Origin of the sequence: Megamonas rupellensis DSM 19944 (assembly GCF_000378365.1) — a bacterium.
Lineage (GTDB): Bacteria > Bacillota > Negativicutes > Selenomonadales > Selenomonadaceae > Megamonas > Megamonas funiformis.
On the sequence record NZ_KB899602.1, the window covers coordinates 1 to 16,949 of the forward strand.

The following is a 16,949-nucleotide window of genomic DNA, read 5'->3' on the forward strand; positions in this document are numbered from 1 at the left end:
ATTTTTACGACGTTCAAGATATTTATTATGAGCAGATGTAGAGACATATTCATTTTCAAATTTATTACGAGATAGTTCTCGAGCAATAGTAGAATGATGGCGATGCAAAAATTTAGCAATAAAACGAGTAGAATAACCTAAAATAGAAAGAACCTCTACACGAATACGTTCAGATATGGTAAGATGATGATAGCTCATTATGAATTTTCCTTTCGTGTAGGTTTTGTGTGGTAACTTTATTTTACACGAAAATTCATAATGAGTTTTTTATTTTTCTAGATGTCGCACTTCATTATACAATCCATCTTATAAAAAAATTTTTTATATTATTTTTTCTATAAAACGAAATATATCATCATAAAAATGAAATATTATTGATTAATTTAATAAACAATATCATTTATACGAAATAAATTAAATAATATTTCTTTATATTTAATTTTATAAAAATTTTTATTTATATAAAATATTGAAATTTATTTCATATTATGATAAAATCCAAACAGATAAAGAAATTGACTTTCATATTTATAGCATTGAACCTTAGAGGAAACTTGGACACTCTATATTTTCTTTAATTTATATTATGAAAGTTAATTATTTATAATATAATTTATCGCGTTTGGAGGAAAATATTAATGTCTAAAAAAACTCTTGTCTCTGCAATTACTGCTGCTTTAATTGTTGGTGTAGCTAGTACTACTTTTGCTGCTAATAATCCATTTAGTGATGTTCCTGCTGATAGCTGGGCTTATGATGCTGTTTCTACGCTTGCTGCTGATGGTGTTATTGATGGTTATCCAGATGGTACATATCAAGGTCAAAATACTATGACTCGCTATGAAATGGCTCAAATTGTAGCTCGTGCTATGGCAAAAACAGATCTTGAAAAAGCTGATAAAGTTCTCGTTGATAAATTAGCCGCTGAATTTGCAGATGAACTTGATAACCTTGGTGTTCGTGTTGCTGATCTTGAAAAAAAATCCGATAATGTTGTTTGGAAAGGTGAATTGCGTTACCGTTATGTTGATGCTTCAAGTGATGCTGTTAGTAAAATCACTGGTAAAAAATACAATGATAATGACACTAGCCAAGTAATGTTCCGTCTTGAACCAAAAGCTTATATTGGCGATACAGGTTGGACTGCTAACGTTCGTGTCGATTACGAAATGAAAGCTGATGAAGATGCTAATGGTAAAACAGTAGTAGCTCGTGCTTATGCTAAAGGACCTATTGGACATAATACTACCGTTACTGCTGGTAGAATTCCTCTTCTTGATACTTATGGTATGCTTCTTGATGAACATATGTCTGGTGCTCAAATTGATATTACAAGTGGTAGCGATAAAAACTTCACTACTTCTCTTTTAGCAGGTCGTTACAATCCTGGTCATGATAACCCAGATATTTTACCTGGTCAGACATTAAAAGATTTTACTGCTGATTTCTATGCAGCACAATTTAATTATAAAAGCGAAAAATTCGATGCTAATGCTATGTATGCTGTAATGACTAATATTGAAAACACTCAATCATCTGATATAAAAAATCCAAATGATAGTTTCGGTTTATGGGGCAATGCTTATACCTATGATAAAGATAAAATGAATATCTGGTCTGTAGGTGGTTTATATCGCTTCGATAATAATTGGGGCTTACTCGGTCAATATGCTGTAAATACTGAATCTGATAATTCCGATGACAAACAAGCTTATATGGCAGAACTTCAATACAAAAACGCTAATATTGCTGACCCTGGTTCTTGGGGAGCTTATGTTGCTTATCGTCATTTCGGTAAAGATGTTACTATTGCTACAACATATAAAGATGTATTTAACAATCAAAAAGGTTTTGCTATAGGTGCTAGCTATGTTCCTGTAGAAAATCTCTTAGCAAGTGTTAAATATTTCGATGGTAAAGATATCGATTCCGACACAGATGCAGATAGATTCTACCTCAACCTTGATTTCTTCTATTAATAAATTATAAATTAAATGATAAATATTTCTCTCTTAATAAAATAAAAATTAACCCCTAAAAGACAGGTTTTTTACCTGTCTTTTTTTTATAAATTAATAAAATATCGCTTAATTACTATCCATAAAATTTTTATATATTATATATGTAAAACTTTTATGTCAATGGAAAAATATTATTTATTTGTATAAAAATTCATAGGTAATTAAATATAGTACATTTTTTATTTAGTCAATACAAACTCAAACTACTGTCAATACCTATTTTAAAATTGTATATAAATTTATTTTACTGCACATACTATATATTGTGGTTAGTTTGACACTCATACATGTATATAGTATAATCGTTGTCAGCGATAAAAAGAAAATGAATTAAAACCATGGCATAGTATATTTTGCTCATGGTCAAATATACTAGGAGTGTCAGCTTACAATGATAAAAACAATCAAGAAACGCACTGGAGATATTGTGAAATTTAATGCACAAAAAATCACAGATGCTATAAAAAAAGCTAATATGGAATCTATAGATGAGACATTTTCCAAAGAGCAATTATCTACTATTACTAATAATGTTATTAAAGCATTAAAAAATTTAAAAACACCTGGTGTTGAACAAATACAAGATGCTGTAGAAAAAGTTCTCATCGCTGGTAATTTTGCTAGCACAGCTAAAGCTTATATTTTATATCGTGCAGAACATACAAAACTTCGTCAAGCTAAAGCTGATTTAATGGATATCTATAATGAACTTACTTTTACCAAAGCAAAAGATGCTGATATCAAACGTGAGAATGCTAATATTGATGCTGATACAGCTATGGGTACTATGTTAAAATATGGCTCTGAAGGTTCTAAATACTTTATTACTAGTCATATTTTGCCAAAAGATATTGCAGTAGCGCATATGGACGGCGATATTCATATTCATGATATGGATTTTTATATGCTCACTGAAACTTGTTGCCAAATAGATTTATTAAAATTATTTAAAAATGGTTTTTCAACAGGTCATGGTTATTTACGTGAACCAAATGACATTCGTTCCTATGCTGCATTAGCTTGTATTGCTATTCAGGCTAACCAAAATGAAATGCATGGTGGTCAAGCTGTACCAATGTTTGATTATTGCATGGCTCCAGGCGTTGCTAAAACTTATCGTAAACAATACTACAAAGCTCTCGGCTATTATTTCAATGCTATGCTTGATATGAAACTTGAAGATGCTAGCCTACTTTGTAAAAAAATCGAACAAACTCTTCCTATAAAAATCAGTATGAGCACTGCTGATAAATTTGGTAAACTTCTTGTAGATTTCTTACCAAAACATCAACGTGAGCATAATTATCAAGAAATAAATGAACAAACAACTCAAATGGCTCATAAATTTGCTATAAATACTGCATGGAATGAAACTAATGCAGCTACTTATCAAGCAATGGAAGCATTTATCCATAACTTGAACACTATGAATTCTCGTGCTGGTGCTCAGGTGCCATTTAGTTCCATCAACTACGGTACAGATACATCTCCTGAAGGTCGCATGGCTATAGAAAATCTTTTATTAGCTACAGATGCTGGTCTTGGCGATGGAGAAACTCCTATTTTCCCTGTACAAATCTTCAAAGTAAAAGAAGGGGTTAACTATGAAAAAGATGACCCTAACTACGATTTATTCCGTTTAGCAATGAAGACATCTGCGAAACGCTTATTCCCTAACTTTAGTTTCTTAGATGCTCCATTTAATAAAAAATACTATAAACCTAACGATTACAACAGTGAAGTAGCTTATATGGGTTGTCGTACTCGTGTAATGGGTAATGTTTATGATCCTACTCGTGAAGTTACATGTGGTCGTGGAAATTTAAGTTTCACAAGTATTAACTTACCTCGTTTAGCAATTGAAGCTAAAGGTGATATAAATAAATTCTATAAATCCTTAGATGATATGATTGATTTAGTCATTCGTCAATTATTACACCGTTTCAAAATTCAATGTGCTAAAATCGGTAAAAACTACCCATTCTTAATGGGACAAAATATCTGGCTTGACTCTGATAATATTGGTGAATATGACACTGTAAGTGAAGTACTTCGTCATGGTACTTTAACTGTTGGTTTTATCGGTCTTGCTGAAACATTAAAAGCTTTAATTGGTAAGCATCATGGTGAATCTGCTGAAGCTCAAAAATTAGGGCTTGCTATCATTGGTCATATGCGTAAACGCATGGACGATGAAGCTCAAAAAACAAAATTAAACTTCTCTTTAATTGCTACACCAGCAGAAGGTTTAAGTGGTCGTTTTGTAAAAATTGACCGCAAAATCTATGGTTCAATTCCTGGTGTTACTGATAGAGAATACTATACAAATTCCTTCCATATTCCAGTATATTATCCAATCAGTGCTTACAAAAAAATACAACTTGAAGCACCTTACCACAATTTAACAAATGGTGGTCATATAAGTTATATTGAAATGGATGGAGACCCTACAAAGAATTTAACAGCTTTTGAAGCTATTATCCGTTGCATGCATGATAACGGTATTGGTTACGGTTCTGTAAATCACCCTGTAGACCGTGATCCAGTTTGCGGATATACAGGTATTATCAATGGAGTATGTCCAAAATGTGGTAGAAGTGAAGCTGCTCATAAACGCCATGTTATTTTAAAACGTATGCGTGATAATTGTTGCAGTGCAACTTCCATTTAATTTAAATAAATCAACAAAAATATTCGATAGAAAGAGTGATACAAATGTTAGTTAATGGTGTAGAAGTAAAAGTTAATGGTTTAACAGATATTACAGAAAAAGAAATCGTAAATTATATCAATTATATTAAAGAAAATTCTAGTGAAACTCTCGCTAGCCTCACTATTTCCGATGCTGGTGATGGAGAAGTCGCTCTTGACTATCGCACTCAACCTGCTCAATTTGAACGTATTCGCCGTATTACAGGTTATTTAGTAGGTACTGTAGACCGCTTCAACAATGCAAAACGTGCTGAAGAACATGACCGCGTAAAACATGGCCTTAATTAAGATTGCAGGCGTTGTCAATGATTCTATTGTAGATGGTGAAGGTTTTCGCTTCACCATCTTCACTCAAGGTTGCTATCACAATTGTCCTCAGTGTCATAATCCTCAAACTCATGATGTAAATGGCGGCCATGAAGTCGATACTGATGATTTACTTTCACAAATCTGTGAAAATCCATTATTAAATGGTGTTACCTTTAGTGGAGGAGAACCTTTTCTCCAAGCAAAACCATTGGCACAATTAGCCAAAGAAGTTCATAAACGTGGTCTTAATATCACCACATTTACAGGTTATACTTTAGAACAATTACAAAATATGCACAATCCTGACATCGATGACTTACTCAATCAAACAGATGTACTCATTGATGGACCTTTCCTCATAGAAAAAAAAGACCTAACTTTGCAATTTCGTGGCAGTAGCAATCAACGTATTATTGATATGCAAAAAACACGCGAAAGTGGTCAAATTGTTTTAATTGAATATTAATTTTTCAGCAATAATCTAGATATATACTTAGATTATTGCTTTTTTTATATCATAATAGCCTCTTACATAAAATAAATATTTTTATCGAGAAAATTTGTATGACATATTGTTATTTTTAAGCAAAATATGTATAATAAATATTAAAGATGCTGAACGGCATTAAATCAAAAAGAGGTGTATATAAATGTTAGAAGATTTGAAAAAAATTGTTTTTGAAGCTAACTTAATGTTACCAAAATATCATATGGTAACTTTTACTTGGGGCAATGTATCTGGTATTGACCGTGAAAAAGGCTTAATAGTTATCAAACCATCTGGTGTAGAATACGATACTATGAAAGCTGAAGATATGGTAGTTGTTGATATCAATACTGGAAAAGTAGTTGAAGGTGATTATAATCCATCTTCCGATACAGATACTCATATCAAAATTTATCAAGCTTGCCCTGAAATTGGTGGCGTTGTACATACACATTCCCGTTATGCTACATCTTGGGCACAAGCTCGCCGTGATATCCCTGCACTTGGCACAACTCATGCTGATGATTTCTATGGACCTATTCCTTGCACACGTCCTATGACTGCTGAAGAAATCGCAGGCTCTTATGAAGCTGAAACTGGTAATGTTATCGTTGAAACATTCAAAGAACGCGGTATCAAAATGATGGACGTTCCTGGCGTTATCGTATATTCTCATGGTCCTTTCACTTGGGAAAAAGACCCTATCAAAGCTGTAAAAAAAGCTGTTGTTCTTGAAGAAGTAGCTATGATGGCTTATCATGCTGTAACTATTGGCAATAATTTTGAACCAATGCAACAAGAATTATTAGATAAACATTATCTCCGCAAACATGGTGCTAATGCTTATTATGGTCAAAAAAAGAAATAGTATATAATAAATAATAATATATAAAGTAAAAACCACTTGTTAAATAATACGATTTATCAAGTGGTTTTTATTTTGTCATTTTTTCCAAAACTATATTCAAATTAAATGTTATAATATATTTATTTCTAAAAAAATTATTTTTCAAGGAAGTGTTTTTGTGATTGGTCTTGGAACAATTGCCAACACTATCGCTGTTATTATCGGTGGTGGTATTGGCTTATTTTTGAAAAAAGGCATAAAAAAATCTCTACAAGATTCACTATTACAGGCTATGGGAATAGCTGTTTTATTCATCGGCATAGGTGGTACACTTTCTCAAATGCTTGTATTTAAAGATGGTCATTTAGAAACTACAGGTACTATGCTGATGATATTTTCTTTATTAATCGGTACTTTAATTGGAGAAATTATTAATATTGAAGCCAAGCTAGAAAAACTCGGCGAATTTGCTCGAAAAATTTTACATGCTGATGAACAATCAAAATTCGTCGATGCTTTTGTAATATGCTTCTTGCTCTTATAGTGCCAGTAGTTTATCATATATTTAGTTAATAATTTATATTGGAGGAAAATTTGTGGAAAAAATAAATAAAATTAAAGGGGCTTTATATGGTGCAATTATCGGTGATGCTCTCGGTGCACCACTTGAATTCATGCCTCAAGAACAAATCAAAGCTCAATTCGGCAAGGTTACAGAAATGATTGGCGGTGGTTGGTTACAAGTTCAACCAGGAGAAGGAACTGATGAAACAGCTCTACTTCTTGCTACTGCTTATGGAATTATGAAAAATCCTGAAAATCCATTTGCTGAAATCGGCAAGAATTTCATAAAATGGGCTATCAGCAGACCAAAAGATATCAGTGATACAACTCTTCGCAGTATTGATAAAACAATGTCTAAAGGTCATGGTAAACATCTTATTCCTAAAGCTCGTTGGCAAGAGTCCGCTGGACAAGTGGATTTATTCAGCAATCGCGGTAGTGTAGATAATGGTGCTATATTAAATACTTTATATCCTGCACTTTATTATACTGATGAATTCAATGCTGTTACTACTGCTCTTGATATCACTAATATGACTCATGTAAATACCCAGTCTGATAATGCTTGCCGTATTTACGCTCAATTGATTTTCCGTATTTTGAATAAAAATATCACTAAAGATGATATGGATAAAATGATTGATAATACTATGTATTATGATTATAAAAATGAAGAAATTCAACCAACAGCTTCTGCTTACGATAGCATTATAGCTATGCTTCATGCTTTTATGCCTACAGATAATTTTGAAGATGCTGTACTGACTGCTATTAATTTTGGCGGTGATAGTGATACTATTGGTGCTATTACAGGTGGTTTAGCAGGCTGTTACTATGGTTATGATAATATCCCAACTCGTTTTATTGAAACTATTCCTTCTGATATCAAAAAAATGCTCGATACTATTATTGAAGCTATTCCAAATTAAAAAAAATATCCTTATAGATAGAAATTCTATTTATAAGGATATTTTTTATTTTATATCTTATGTTCTATTGGACATCTTTTAGTAAATGTATATATTTTTTCAAACCCACAAGCTTTTAATAAATCATAACCTTGTTTACAATAACTAAAACAATCATCTGTACTATGCGAGTCTGAACCTATAGTAATAATCTCTCCACCTAATTTTTTATACAAATTCAATATTTCTATTTTAGGATAAACTTCATTTACTTTATTTCTTAAACCTGATGTATTTATTTCTAAACCAATATTTCTCTTTATGGCTATAGTTAAAATTTCTTCAATAATATCTTTATAACCCCCAAATTCATAATTTCCATAATCTGCAAAAGCATATCTCTTCATTAAATCTAAATGACCAATTATATCAATATCTGCAATCTTTACCATAGCCAAAATCTCATTAAAATAATCTTCATAAATTTTACTTTTAGTTTTTGATGGCATAGTCAATCTTAATTTAACACTATTAATATTATGAACTGAACCAATAATAAAATCTAAATCCATTTTTTCTATTTCGCTCTTTAAAGTTTCTAAATATGGTTTTAAATGCGGTTCACCTATTTCTAAACCACGTTTTATATTTAATTTATTTCCATATTTTTGTTTACATAACTCAATGCATTCATGATAAGCCTTATAATCCAATACACCATAACTTACATCTTTTGGATCTACATCAAAATGTTCTGTAAAACAAATCTCATTTAAGTCTATTTCAATTGCTTTTTTACAAATATCTTCTAAAAAATCTTTTCCATCAAAAGAAAATTTACTATGATGATGATAATCTACTTTATACATAAAAAGCCCTCATTTCATTTTTATAATTTTATACTTTTCCTATCAAATAAAAAGGATAATACGTTAATTGTATTATCCTTTCTTTGTTTGATTGATTAAATTATATTTTTGATTATAAAAGTTTCCTTTTTTATTCTGCTAAAAGTTTTGATGTAAGACCTTCTAAATTAAATGCTTTTACATAGTTATCAATAGAGTCTTTAATTTTATTCACTACATAACGTTCTCCATCAATACCTGATTGACTTAAATTATCATATAATTTTGCGATTTCAGCTTTTACTAATGGATTGTTAAATGTATAATGTCCACTAATTTCAGTAATCAAACGAGCTAATTCTTTATCTTCTAAAATTTCTTCGATAGATAATTTATCTTTGCCATCTACCATCCATTTTTTCCAACGTCCAGATTTTACTGCTTCAGTAGTTAATACAAGAGCTATATTTGATTTATCAGAAATTAAACCTTCTGCATATAAACTATCTTCAACTTCAGATAATTTTAAATAAGCTTGAGTTTCCACTGTACCAAATTCTGGTGCAACATTCATTGCTGTAACACCCCATGCTGGATGTTGTAATAAAATAACATCATCTAGATAGTCACCATTATGTTCTTTTAATCCTACATGATATTTTTTAGCAATAGCAGATAAGTTTTTGCAAGAAGCAGGATCTACATGTCCAACATTTTCAGTTAATCTTGTCAATGTACCTGTATTACCTACAATAAATGCTGGATGTGGAAGATTTTTTTCATCTAATTTTTCATTTAATTTTTTTATAAACGCTTCATAGTTTTCACTAGAAGTCAATCCACCATTTGTTTCTTCTGTTCCAACTTCATAACTTACAGAAGGAAGTCCCATTGCTTTTCTTTCATTTTCAGCAGTTTCAATTAATTCAATAGTACGATTTATATTTACATTCATATCAATTACTTTTCCCACAATATATGGGTCTTTTGTTGGGTCGATATGCAATAAATCAAATCCATTTTCTAAATCATATTTATATGATTTTTTACCAAGTTCCATTGCTTCTTTTTCTGGAAGATGAGCATTTCTTTCGTTATCACGCTGCCAAGGTCCACCATGATCGCGACAAAGATAATATAATCCATCAAAATTATTTTCTTTGGCTACTTGTGCAATAGCTTCAGCAAAACGTTTTTGGTCCCAATTACATACATATCCTCCACCAAGCTCATCAGCATCAACTTGGTTACGACTAGCAATGAACATAAGTGGAAAATCTTTTTCTTTAGCTAAAAGCATAGAAGCTTTAATTAAAGTATGGCTCATTGGTCCTATACCAATCATAGTAGCTCTATCTTTACCTTCAAATGATAATAATTTATCTACAACTTCATTTAATGTAGGTTTTTTCATATTATACCCAGCTTTCTTTTATCTAATAAAATTTATATTCTTATTTTGTTTTTTCATCAATATTTGGTCTTAAGATATGCAAACAAATAGCTGTAACGATTGCACCAATAAACATATCTATTGCATACCACAATGGAGCTTGATTTACACCAGCAATTACAATTAAACCACCATGCGGAACCATACATTCAACACCATGATACATACCAAGACCAGCACCTACTGCACTACCAATAATTATTGATGGCAATACAGTTTTTAATGATTTTACTGCAAACGGAATAGCACCTTCTGTTATACCTATAAGTCCCATGAAACCTGCTGATATACCAAGATTTCTTTCATCTGCTGTATATTTTCTACGAGAAACAAATGTAGAAATAGCAAGACCTAATGGAGGAATAGCTACAGCAATACGATATGCACCGTTTGGACCATAAATACCTTCTGCCATAAGAGCTAATGTGAATGCTGTTGCTGTTTTATTAACTGGACCTCCCATATCAAAAGCAGCCATTGCACCAACAATAATTCCTAATAATACTGCACTACCACCTTGCATATTTCCTAAAACTTCAATCAACCATCTAATAAAGATAGCAATAGGCTCTGCAATAATGTAGAAATAAATCATACTGATTACAAAGGTACTAATAATTGGAATAACTAAAATAGGCATAATTGCTTTTAAATTATTAGGTACCTTCCATTTTTTTATCCATTTAGCCATATACCCAGATAAAACACCCATGAGCATTGCACCTAAGAAACCTGTTTGTACATGACTATCACCAAAAGGTGTATTAGCTATATATCCCACAATCAAACCTGGAATAAGTCCTGGTTTGCCTGCTATAGAATATGCAATATATCCAGCTAGTACAGGTATCATCATTGTCATACCTGCCATACCAATTACACCTAAATTTTGTAAAAACGGATTGGTAACCTCCATCCCATTTTCACCAGGTTTACCACCTGCTAAAGAAATAGCTAAGAAAATACCTCCGACTACAACTACTGGAAGCATATAAGATACACCAGTATTAAAAGCCTTAGTCAATTCTTGAATAATACTTTTCATATTATCAGACATTGATATACCCCCTTATTTTCTTATTTTACTAATGCAACTAATTTATCAATAATTTCTGCTGGATTATGAATTACATCCGCAGGATTAACTGTTAAAACTCTACCTTCATCTTCTTTTTCTTCAAAACGTTCTTGACCTTCAATACCAATAGCCACTGCTAATAAAACAGCATCTGCTTCATTTACTTCATCTTCTGTCAATTCATTTTCAATACCTAAACCACCTTGAGTTTCAACTTTTACTTCAAATCCTCTTTTTTTACATTCTTGTTCAATAGCTTCCTGTGCCATATAAGTATGAGCTACCCCTGTAATACATGCAGATACACCAACAATTTTCATTTTTAAAATCTCCTTTTTATTTTAGTTTATTAAAATTATATTTATAAAAATTATTTATTAACATTATTATTGATACTTTCTAGCAGATTAAATATTTCTTCTTTTGTTTTTAAGGTTAATAAATTTTCTCTAAAATCATCATTAATTAATTTTTTACTAATTTCAGCAATGTATTTTAAATGTAATTTATTTGCGTCTTTAGCAGGTACTCCAATTAAAAAAATTAATTTTACTAATTCATCACTATTTTCATCCCATTTAAAAGCATTACTAGTTCTCATAAAAGCTATAAAAGGTTCTACTACTGTATCTGATTTTCCATGAGGAATAGCCACTTGACAACCTACAGATGTAGATATCTCTGCTTCTCTTGCAAATACTTTTTCTATAAAAACCCCCTCATCTAAAACTAATCCCAATTTTTTAGCAGTGCAACTTATTAAACCAATAACATCTGGCTTATTTTGTAAATCACTATCTACAAAAATCATTTCATTTCTAATCATCTTAATACACCTCAAAATTATATATTTAAAAGCTCTAATAATTTACTCTTAAAAATCTTATTATTTATATTATCTACTTTATCTAAATTTAAATTTAATCTCATTAATTTTTTATAAAATATAGTTAGTGGTGTAAAATTTTTATTAAAATCATCTTTTGATACAGCAAATAAAAAAATATATTTCACCATAGATTTATTCCATTTTACCCCTTCATCTAAACATATTATTAATAATTTTGTTTTATTCACAAAATTCGGATTTCCATGAGGAACAGCAAAACAACCTATATCAGTTGGTGATATTTTTTCCCTTTCAATAACACTATTTAAATATTCTGGTTCAACCAACTTAGCATCAATTAAAGCTTTTATTCCTGAAGATAATATTTCATCTATATTTTTAGCTCTTTTATAATTTAATACCATTGATTCCATAATAATTAATCTCAAAGTATTACTTACATTCTTATTATTAATATATTTTAAAATTTGTTCTAACTCATTTTCTCTGACTGCTGGAGAAACATATATGACTGGTGTCTTACTATGTTCTATTTTTTCTGTACTTAAAATTAAATCATAATCATGCTTATTTAAGTTCAAAAAATCATGCATAGAATAACAACCTATAATTCTTATTACACCAAATAAAGAATTTATTTTTGTAGAAATTAATGTTGCTGCTGCCATACCATAATGACAAATAACTATAGCTCTAATTTTTTGTTCTTCTGTTTTTAACCTTTCAATCGCTACTTGAAAATGTAATGTTAAATATATCATCTCATTACGAGAAACATCATATTGATAATATTCTTTAATTATAGATGAAGCTATCACTGCCATTTCAAAACTAACAGGATATTGATAACCCAATTCATTCCACTGGCAATCTAAATTAGCAGGTTTTAACATATCTTTACGTAAAACAGTAGCATATATATGTAAAGATAAATTTTTTACTAATTCCATATCTTGAGATAAATCTATTGATAATCTATATTCTATATTCTCCAATATCTTATAAATTATATCCTGCATTTGATTTACAATAGCATCTACATCAAAAACATTTTGTTTTCTCAAAGACATAAGCATATAACAGATATAACATATTTCGTTATAATTTTTATCTAAATTTAATAAAGTAGCTATATCCCTTGCTACTTTTAGATAAATTGTAGCATTTGGCAATTCTTTTATTATATTAGTAAAAATACTACTTACTGTTTTATCTTTATGCTTTTTATAATTATCTATCATTAATAAAAAACACAAAAATAATTGACAAGCTGATTCATCAGTAAATGAAAAATCTTTATTATCTTGAATAATTTTAATTACATTATTAGCAATTAAAACACTGTCTTTACTTATATAATCTAGTATTGGAAAATGTTTTGTATTGAAGTCTTCTACTTCCCTACATAAATCAATTCCTTTAAAATATGCTGATAGTAATTTTGCAAATAATGCTCTTTTTTCTGCTTCTGGACTAATACAACGTATTCCATAATGTCTTAAAGACTGTAAATCATTACTATATGTTTTTAAAATATCTGGCATTAATTTTTCTATCTTAGATTTAGATACAAACAATTTATCAGCAATATCTTGCAATACAATGAAATCATCAGTAAGTATTAATAATAAAAGAATTTGTTCATCTAAAGAAAACTCTATGCTATTTTTACTATCAATTAAAAGATGTGTTAGATTTTCTTTTCCCCATACTTGTAAAATATTTCTTCCAGACATTTGCAAAATAATATGATACTCTGCTAAAAATTTTTCCATATTTTTTATGTCTGATTTTAATGTTGGTATAGATATTTCTAAAGCCTTACTATAATCTTCTAAAGTCATATCGGGAAAATTATTTATATATTGTAATAATTTAAATTGTCTAACTGTTAATTTCATTATCATCACCTTACATAAATTATTATAAAAGATAGTCCATACTAGTAAAACTCATTATTTTTTTGATAATTTTTAAAAATATGAGTTATATAAAAATCATTGCTAAATATAAATTTAAATAAAAAGAGCGTAACAATTACTAAAATTGCTACGCTAAAAATATATAATTATAACTAATTTATTTCTTAACTTTATAAACTCTTACTTCATAAGAACGCAATAATGTTGCTTCGCGATTTCCATAAGTAGATGCTAGTAATGTTGCACCTTTTAATTCTGGTATCTTATAACCGCGAATTTTTGCTGTTGTATTAGCGATAACAATAATGCGTTCTGATTTATCTTTAGTTGTACGTGCATAAGCATATATACCTGGACTATATGACAATAATTCTTCATAATCTCCTTCAATTAATGCTGGATATTGCTTACGTAATTTTATTAAATTTTTATAATAATTAAGTACAGAATTTTCATCTTCTGTTTCTGTTTCCACATTCAAATTAGGATATTCATCATTGAGTGGTAACCATGGTCTGCCAGTAGTAAAGCCTGCTTTAGAGCCACTATTCCATGTCATTGGACTGCGTGCATTATCTCTACTGTATTTCCAAACGCCTTTCATAGCTTCTTTTGGTGTCAATTTATCTTTTAATGCTAATTCATATTGACCAATAGATGAAATATCATTATACATTTTAATTGATGGCCATTTTATATTTGTCATACCTAATTCTTGACCTTCATAGATAAATGGTGTTCCTCTCATAGTCAATAAAATTGTGGCAATAAATTTAGCTGCTAATTTTGTATCTGTTCCCTGTGGAAAGAAGTAATTTGTACAACGTGGTAAATCATGATTTTCAAAATAAACAGGTACCCAGCCATTATCTTTTGTAGCTTCTTCATCTTCTGTGAAACATTTTCTAATATCGATTAATTTCCATGATTTGCGTTTATGCCATGTGCAATCTTCATCAAAACCTAAGCGAATATGGCTAAAATCAAAGGACATATCAAATGCACCATTTTCGCCAATCCATTTATCAAAATCACTTGGATAAACACCATCTGCTTCTGCTACTGTAAATATATCTGCTCTATCAAAAACTTTTTCTCTAAATTCATGTAGAAAATCTAATATACCATCTTGATAAGTTGTAGCTTTAGCGATACTAGCTAAATTATCTGCTCCATCTACTGGTAAATCTTTAAATTCACTAGGTTTTTTAATATATACAATCGCATCAAGTCTAAAACCACGAACACCTTTATCTAACCAGAAATTAGCTGCATCAAATAAAGCTTGTCTAACTTCTTTATTTTCCCAATTTAAATCTGGCTGAGCGCTAGCAAAAGTATGCAAATAATATTGATTTGTTTTTTCATCAAGAGTCCATGCTGACCCGCCAAAAATACTACGCCAATTTGTAGGAGCAGAGCCATCTTCTTTACCATCGCGCCAAATATACCAATCACGTTTGGGATTATCTTTGGAACTTCTAGACTCTTCAAACCATTTATGTTTATCTGATGTATGATTAAATACTAAATCCATTACGATTTTTATATTGCGTTTGTCTGCTTCCGAAATGAGTCTTTCCATATCTTCCATAGTCCCATATTCTTTAGCTACACTACAATAATCAGAAATATCATATCCATTATCAACAAGTGGTGAAGGATAAATCGGACAAAGCCAAATAGCACCCACACCTAAATCTTGCAAATAATCTAATTTACTAATAATACCTGGAATATCTCCAATACCATCACCGTTACTATCACAGAAAGATTTAGGATAAATCTGATATACAACTGTTTTTTGCCACCATTTTAATTCACCCATCATTTCCACCTCTATTTTTAATTAATCTAAGAAAAGCAGGTACTATTTGTACCTGCTTATTTTTATAAAATATCAATTATTTTGCAGCATTTAAAACTTCTTCTGTAATATCAACAGCAGTAAATAAAGCTACATCAGAAGTAATAACTACGCTATATCCATGTTCTTGAGCTACTTGTTTAATTGCATTATTAATTTTTTCCTGTACTGGTTTTACTAAATTAATCTGTTTTTGTCTTAAATCAGTAGCTACTCTTGCACGAACTTTTTGAATATCTGCAGGGCTCATTTTTTCATTAACAGATTTCTCAAATTCTTTTTGTGCTTCTTCAGTAAGTTTATTCATATTTTCCTGAATGGATTTACTTTCTGGAATATTAGCTAATACGTACTGATAATTAATAGTAGCAACACTTGCTGTTGTAGCTGGCTGATATACTTCAGCAGCAGAAGCAGTTCCTCCTATTCCTAGCATAAATAATGCCGAACAAATCATTGCTAAAAGTTGCTTTTTCATTTAAATGCCTCCTAATATGAACATTAAGTCATTAGTGTTATTATAGCATAAATATATCTAAATCGTTATATATTATTTATTATAAATTAATTAAAAATATTACTAAAAATTTCATTAGCTTTTTACAATTGCACGATTTACAGCAAAACATTTCTTATGATATCTTATACCAAATATCAAACATTAAGAAAGGATTTATTATGCATACTTTATCCGAAGATAAAATTAAAGCAAATCAAGTTGAAGGCGATATCAATTTAACTGCTACTAGAAAACAATGGCAAGATAAATTTCTCAGTGAAAAATCTAAAAAATTATTAGATGAAGATATTGACATACTCCCCATGCCTAAATGCAGGGGATTCTTGGATACAAACGATACTTGCCTACTAAAATAGCAGGTCTTACTATATCTCTCCAAAGAAGGTTGATGCCCCAACCTTCCATATATTTATAGCAGCATTTCTATCTCTATCGTGGCTGGTTTTGCACTTTGCGCAAATCCACTCACGAACTGCCAAATTTTTAGTTTCAGGATTTTTTGTACCACAAACATGGCAAATTTGCGAACTTGGATAGTATCTATCTATCTTTTGCACTATTGA

At 30.2% G+C, this 16,949-nt stretch carries 18 protein-coding genes; 8 read left to right on the forward strand and 10 right to left on the reverse strand.

All coding sequences use genetic code 11. The annotated features are described in order from the left end of the window. Positions 1-198: helix-turn-helix domain-containing protein (locus F553_RS0110090; protein WP_019000005.1), on the reverse strand; the 198-nt coding region annotated here is incomplete at its 3' end. Positions 199-638: 440 nt separating this feature from the next. Here F553_RS0110090 and F553_RS0110095 point away from each other — a divergent pair. The 7 genes from F553_RS0110095 to F553_RS0110125 all read left to right on the forward strand — a co-directional run bounded on the left by F553_RS0110095 (position 639) and on the right by F553_RS0110125 (position 7,869). After that, positions 639-1,979, forward strand: a complete 1,341-nt coding sequence (locus tag F553_RS0110095) for a putative porin (protein WP_019000006.1) — start codon at positions 639-641, stop codon at positions 1,977-1,979. A gap of 433 nt (positions 1,980-2,412) precedes the next feature. Continuing rightward, the gene (locus F553_RS0110100; RefSeq protein WP_019000007.1) at positions 2,413-4,692 is read left to right on the forward strand and encodes an anaerobic ribonucleoside triphosphate reductase; all 2,280 of its coding nucleotides are present in this window, start codon (positions 2,413-2,415) and stop codon (positions 4,690-4,692) included. A 44-nt stretch (positions 4,693-4,736) separates the two neighbouring features. Continuing rightward, complete coding sequence (gene nrdD / locus F553_RS0110105) at positions 4,737-5,021, forward strand: anaerobic ribonucleoside-triphosphate reductase (protein ID WP_008539437.1); 285 nt, start codon at positions 4,737-4,739, stop codon at positions 5,019-5,021. Then, positions 5,008-5,508 (forward strand): anaerobic ribonucleoside-triphosphate reductase activating protein, encoded by a 501-nt coding sequence (gene nrdG, locus F553_RS0110110; RefSeq protein ID WP_019000008.1) that lies wholly within the window; start codon positions 5,008-5,010, stop codon positions 5,506-5,508. Before nrdD ends, nrdG begins: the two co-directional genes overlap by 14 nt. Positions 5,509-5,692: 184 nt before the next feature. Continuing rightward, positions 5,693-6,397: an L-ribulose-5-phosphate 4-epimerase gene (araD, locus tag F553_RS0110115; protein ID WP_019000009.1), complete on the forward strand. Its 705-nt coding sequence runs from the start codon at positions 5,693-5,695 to the stop codon at positions 6,395-6,397. A gap of 157 nt (positions 6,398-6,554) precedes the next feature. Next, on the forward strand, positions 6,555-6,920 hold the full coding sequence (locus F553_RS11935; RefSeq protein ID WP_019000010.1) for a DUF554 family protein: 366 nt from the start codon (positions 6,555-6,557) through the stop codon (positions 6,918-6,920). 52 nt (positions 6,921-6,972) lie between these two features. Next, the gene (locus F553_RS0110125; protein ID WP_019000011.1) at positions 6,973-7,869 is read left to right on the forward strand and encodes an ADP-ribosylglycohydrolase family protein; all 897 of its coding nucleotides are present in this window, start codon (positions 6,973-6,975) and stop codon (positions 7,867-7,869) included. Positions 7,870-7,919: 50 nt separating this feature from the next. On the opposite strand, the gene F553_RS0110130 is transcribed toward F553_RS0110125, so the two are convergent. The 8 genes from F553_RS0110130 to F553_RS0110165 form a co-directional block, all read right to left on the reverse strand. Further along, on the reverse strand, positions 7,920-8,717 hold the full coding sequence (locus F553_RS0110130; protein ID WP_019000012.1) for a histidinol-phosphatase HisJ family protein: 798 nt from the start codon (positions 8,715-8,717) through the stop codon (positions 7,920-7,922). Positions 8,718-8,847: 130 nt separating this feature from the next. After that, positions 8,848-10,110, reverse strand: a complete 1,263-nt coding sequence (locus F553_RS0110135) for a class II D-tagatose-bisphosphate aldolase non-catalytic subunit (RefSeq protein ID WP_019000013.1) — start codon at positions 10,108-10,110, stop codon at positions 8,848-8,850. Between the two features lie 40 nt (positions 10,111-10,150). After that, the gene (locus tag F553_RS0110140) at positions 10,151-11,206 is read right to left on the reverse strand and encodes a PTS fructose transporter subunit IIC (RefSeq protein ID WP_019000014.1); all 1,056 of its coding nucleotides are present in this window, start codon (positions 11,204-11,206) and stop codon (positions 10,151-10,153) included. Between the two features lie 20 nt (positions 11,207-11,226). Further along, positions 11,227-11,547 carry a PTS fructose transporter subunit IIB gene (locus F553_RS0110145; RefSeq protein WP_019000015.1) on the reverse strand — a complete coding sequence of 107 codons (321 nt, stop codon included), beginning with the start codon at positions 11,545-11,547 and terminating at the stop codon, positions 11,227-11,229. A 50-nt stretch (positions 11,548-11,597) separates the two neighbouring features. Next, the gene (locus F553_RS0110150) at positions 11,598-12,053 is read right to left on the reverse strand and encodes a PTS sugar transporter subunit IIA (RefSeq protein WP_019000016.1); all 456 of its coding nucleotides are present in this window, start codon (positions 12,051-12,053) and stop codon (positions 11,598-11,600) included. A gap of 17 nt (positions 12,054-12,070) precedes the next feature. After that, positions 12,071-13,978, reverse strand: coding sequence for a BglG family transcription antiterminator (locus F553_RS0110155; RefSeq protein WP_019000017.1), 1,908 nt, complete (start codon positions 13,976-13,978; stop codon positions 12,071-12,073). Between the two features lie 178 nt (positions 13,979-14,156). Beyond that, positions 14,157-15,827 (reverse strand): alpha-glucosidase, encoded by a 1,671-nt coding sequence (locus F553_RS0110160; protein ID WP_019000018.1) that lies wholly within the window; start codon positions 15,825-15,827, stop codon positions 14,157-14,159. A gap of 76 nt (positions 15,828-15,903) precedes the next feature. Further along, the gene (locus F553_RS0110165) at positions 15,904-16,344 is read right to left on the reverse strand and encodes an OmpH/Skp family outer membrane protein (protein WP_008539446.1); all 441 of its coding nucleotides are present in this window, start codon (positions 16,342-16,344) and stop codon (positions 15,904-15,906) included. A gap of 200 nt (positions 16,345-16,544) precedes the next feature. On the opposite strand from F553_RS0110165, the gene F553_RS12520 reads away from it, so the two are divergent. Then, positions 16,545-16,742 (forward strand): hypothetical protein, encoded by a 198-nt coding sequence (locus F553_RS12520; protein WP_019000019.1) that lies wholly within the window; start codon positions 16,545-16,547, stop codon positions 16,740-16,742. Positions 16,743-16,751: 9 nt separating this feature from the next. Here the strand turns inward: F553_RS12520 and F553_RS0110175 are convergent. Next, positions 16,752-16,949 (reverse strand): zinc ribbon domain-containing protein (locus F553_RS0110175; protein ID WP_018999975.1); only part of this gene is annotated, 198 nt, incomplete at its 5' end.

Coding starts and splice junctions, on each gene's coding strand:
- F553_RS0110155 (WP_019000017.1), bottom strand. CDS start 13,978: ATGAAATTAACAGTTAGACAATTTAAATTATTACAATATATAAATAAT.
- araD (WP_019000009.1), top strand. CDS start 5,693: ATGTTAGAAGATTTGAAAAAAATTGTTTTTGAAGCTAACTTAATGTTA.
- F553_RS0110160 (WP_019000018.1), bottom strand. CDS start 15,827: ATGGGTGAATTAAAATGGTGGCAAAAAACAGTTGTATATCAGATTTAT.
- F553_RS0110145 (WP_019000015.1), bottom strand. CDS start 11,547: ATGAAAATTGTTGGTGTATCTGCATGTATTACAGGGGTAGCTCATACT.
- F553_RS0110165 (WP_008539446.1), bottom strand. CDS start 16,344: ATGAAAAAGCAACTTTTAGCAATGATTTGTTCGGCATTATTTATGCTA.
- F553_RS0110100 (WP_019000007.1), top strand. CDS start 2,413: ATGATAAAAACAATCAAGAAACGCACTGGAGATATTGTGAAATTTAAT.
- F553_RS0110095 (WP_019000006.1), top strand. CDS start 639: ATGTCTAAAAAAACTCTTGTCTCTGCAATTACTGCTGCTTTAATTGTT.
- nrdD (WP_008539437.1), top strand. CDS start 4,737: ATGTTAGTTAATGGTGTAGAAGTAAAAGTTAATGGTTTAACAGATATT.
- F553_RS0110140 (WP_019000014.1), bottom strand. CDS start 11,206: ATGTCTGATAATATGAAAAGTATTATTCAAGAATTGACTAAGGCTTTT.
- F553_RS0110135 (WP_019000013.1), bottom strand. CDS start 10,110: ATGAAAAAACCTACATTAAATGAAGTTGTAGATAAATTATTATCATTT.
- F553_RS0110150 (WP_019000016.1), bottom strand. CDS start 12,053: ATGATTAGAAATGAAATGATTTTTGTAGATAGTGATTTACAAAATAAG.
- nrdG (WP_019000008.1), top strand. CDS start 5,008: ATGGCCTTAATTAAGATTGCAGGCGTTGTCAATGATTCTATTGTAGAT.
- F553_RS12520 (WP_019000019.1), top strand. CDS start 16,545: ATGCATACTTTATCCGAAGATAAAATTAAAGCAAATCAAGTTGAAGGC.
- F553_RS0110130 (WP_019000012.1), bottom strand. CDS start 8,717: ATGTATAAAGTAGATTATCATCATCATAGTAAATTTTCTTTTGATGGA.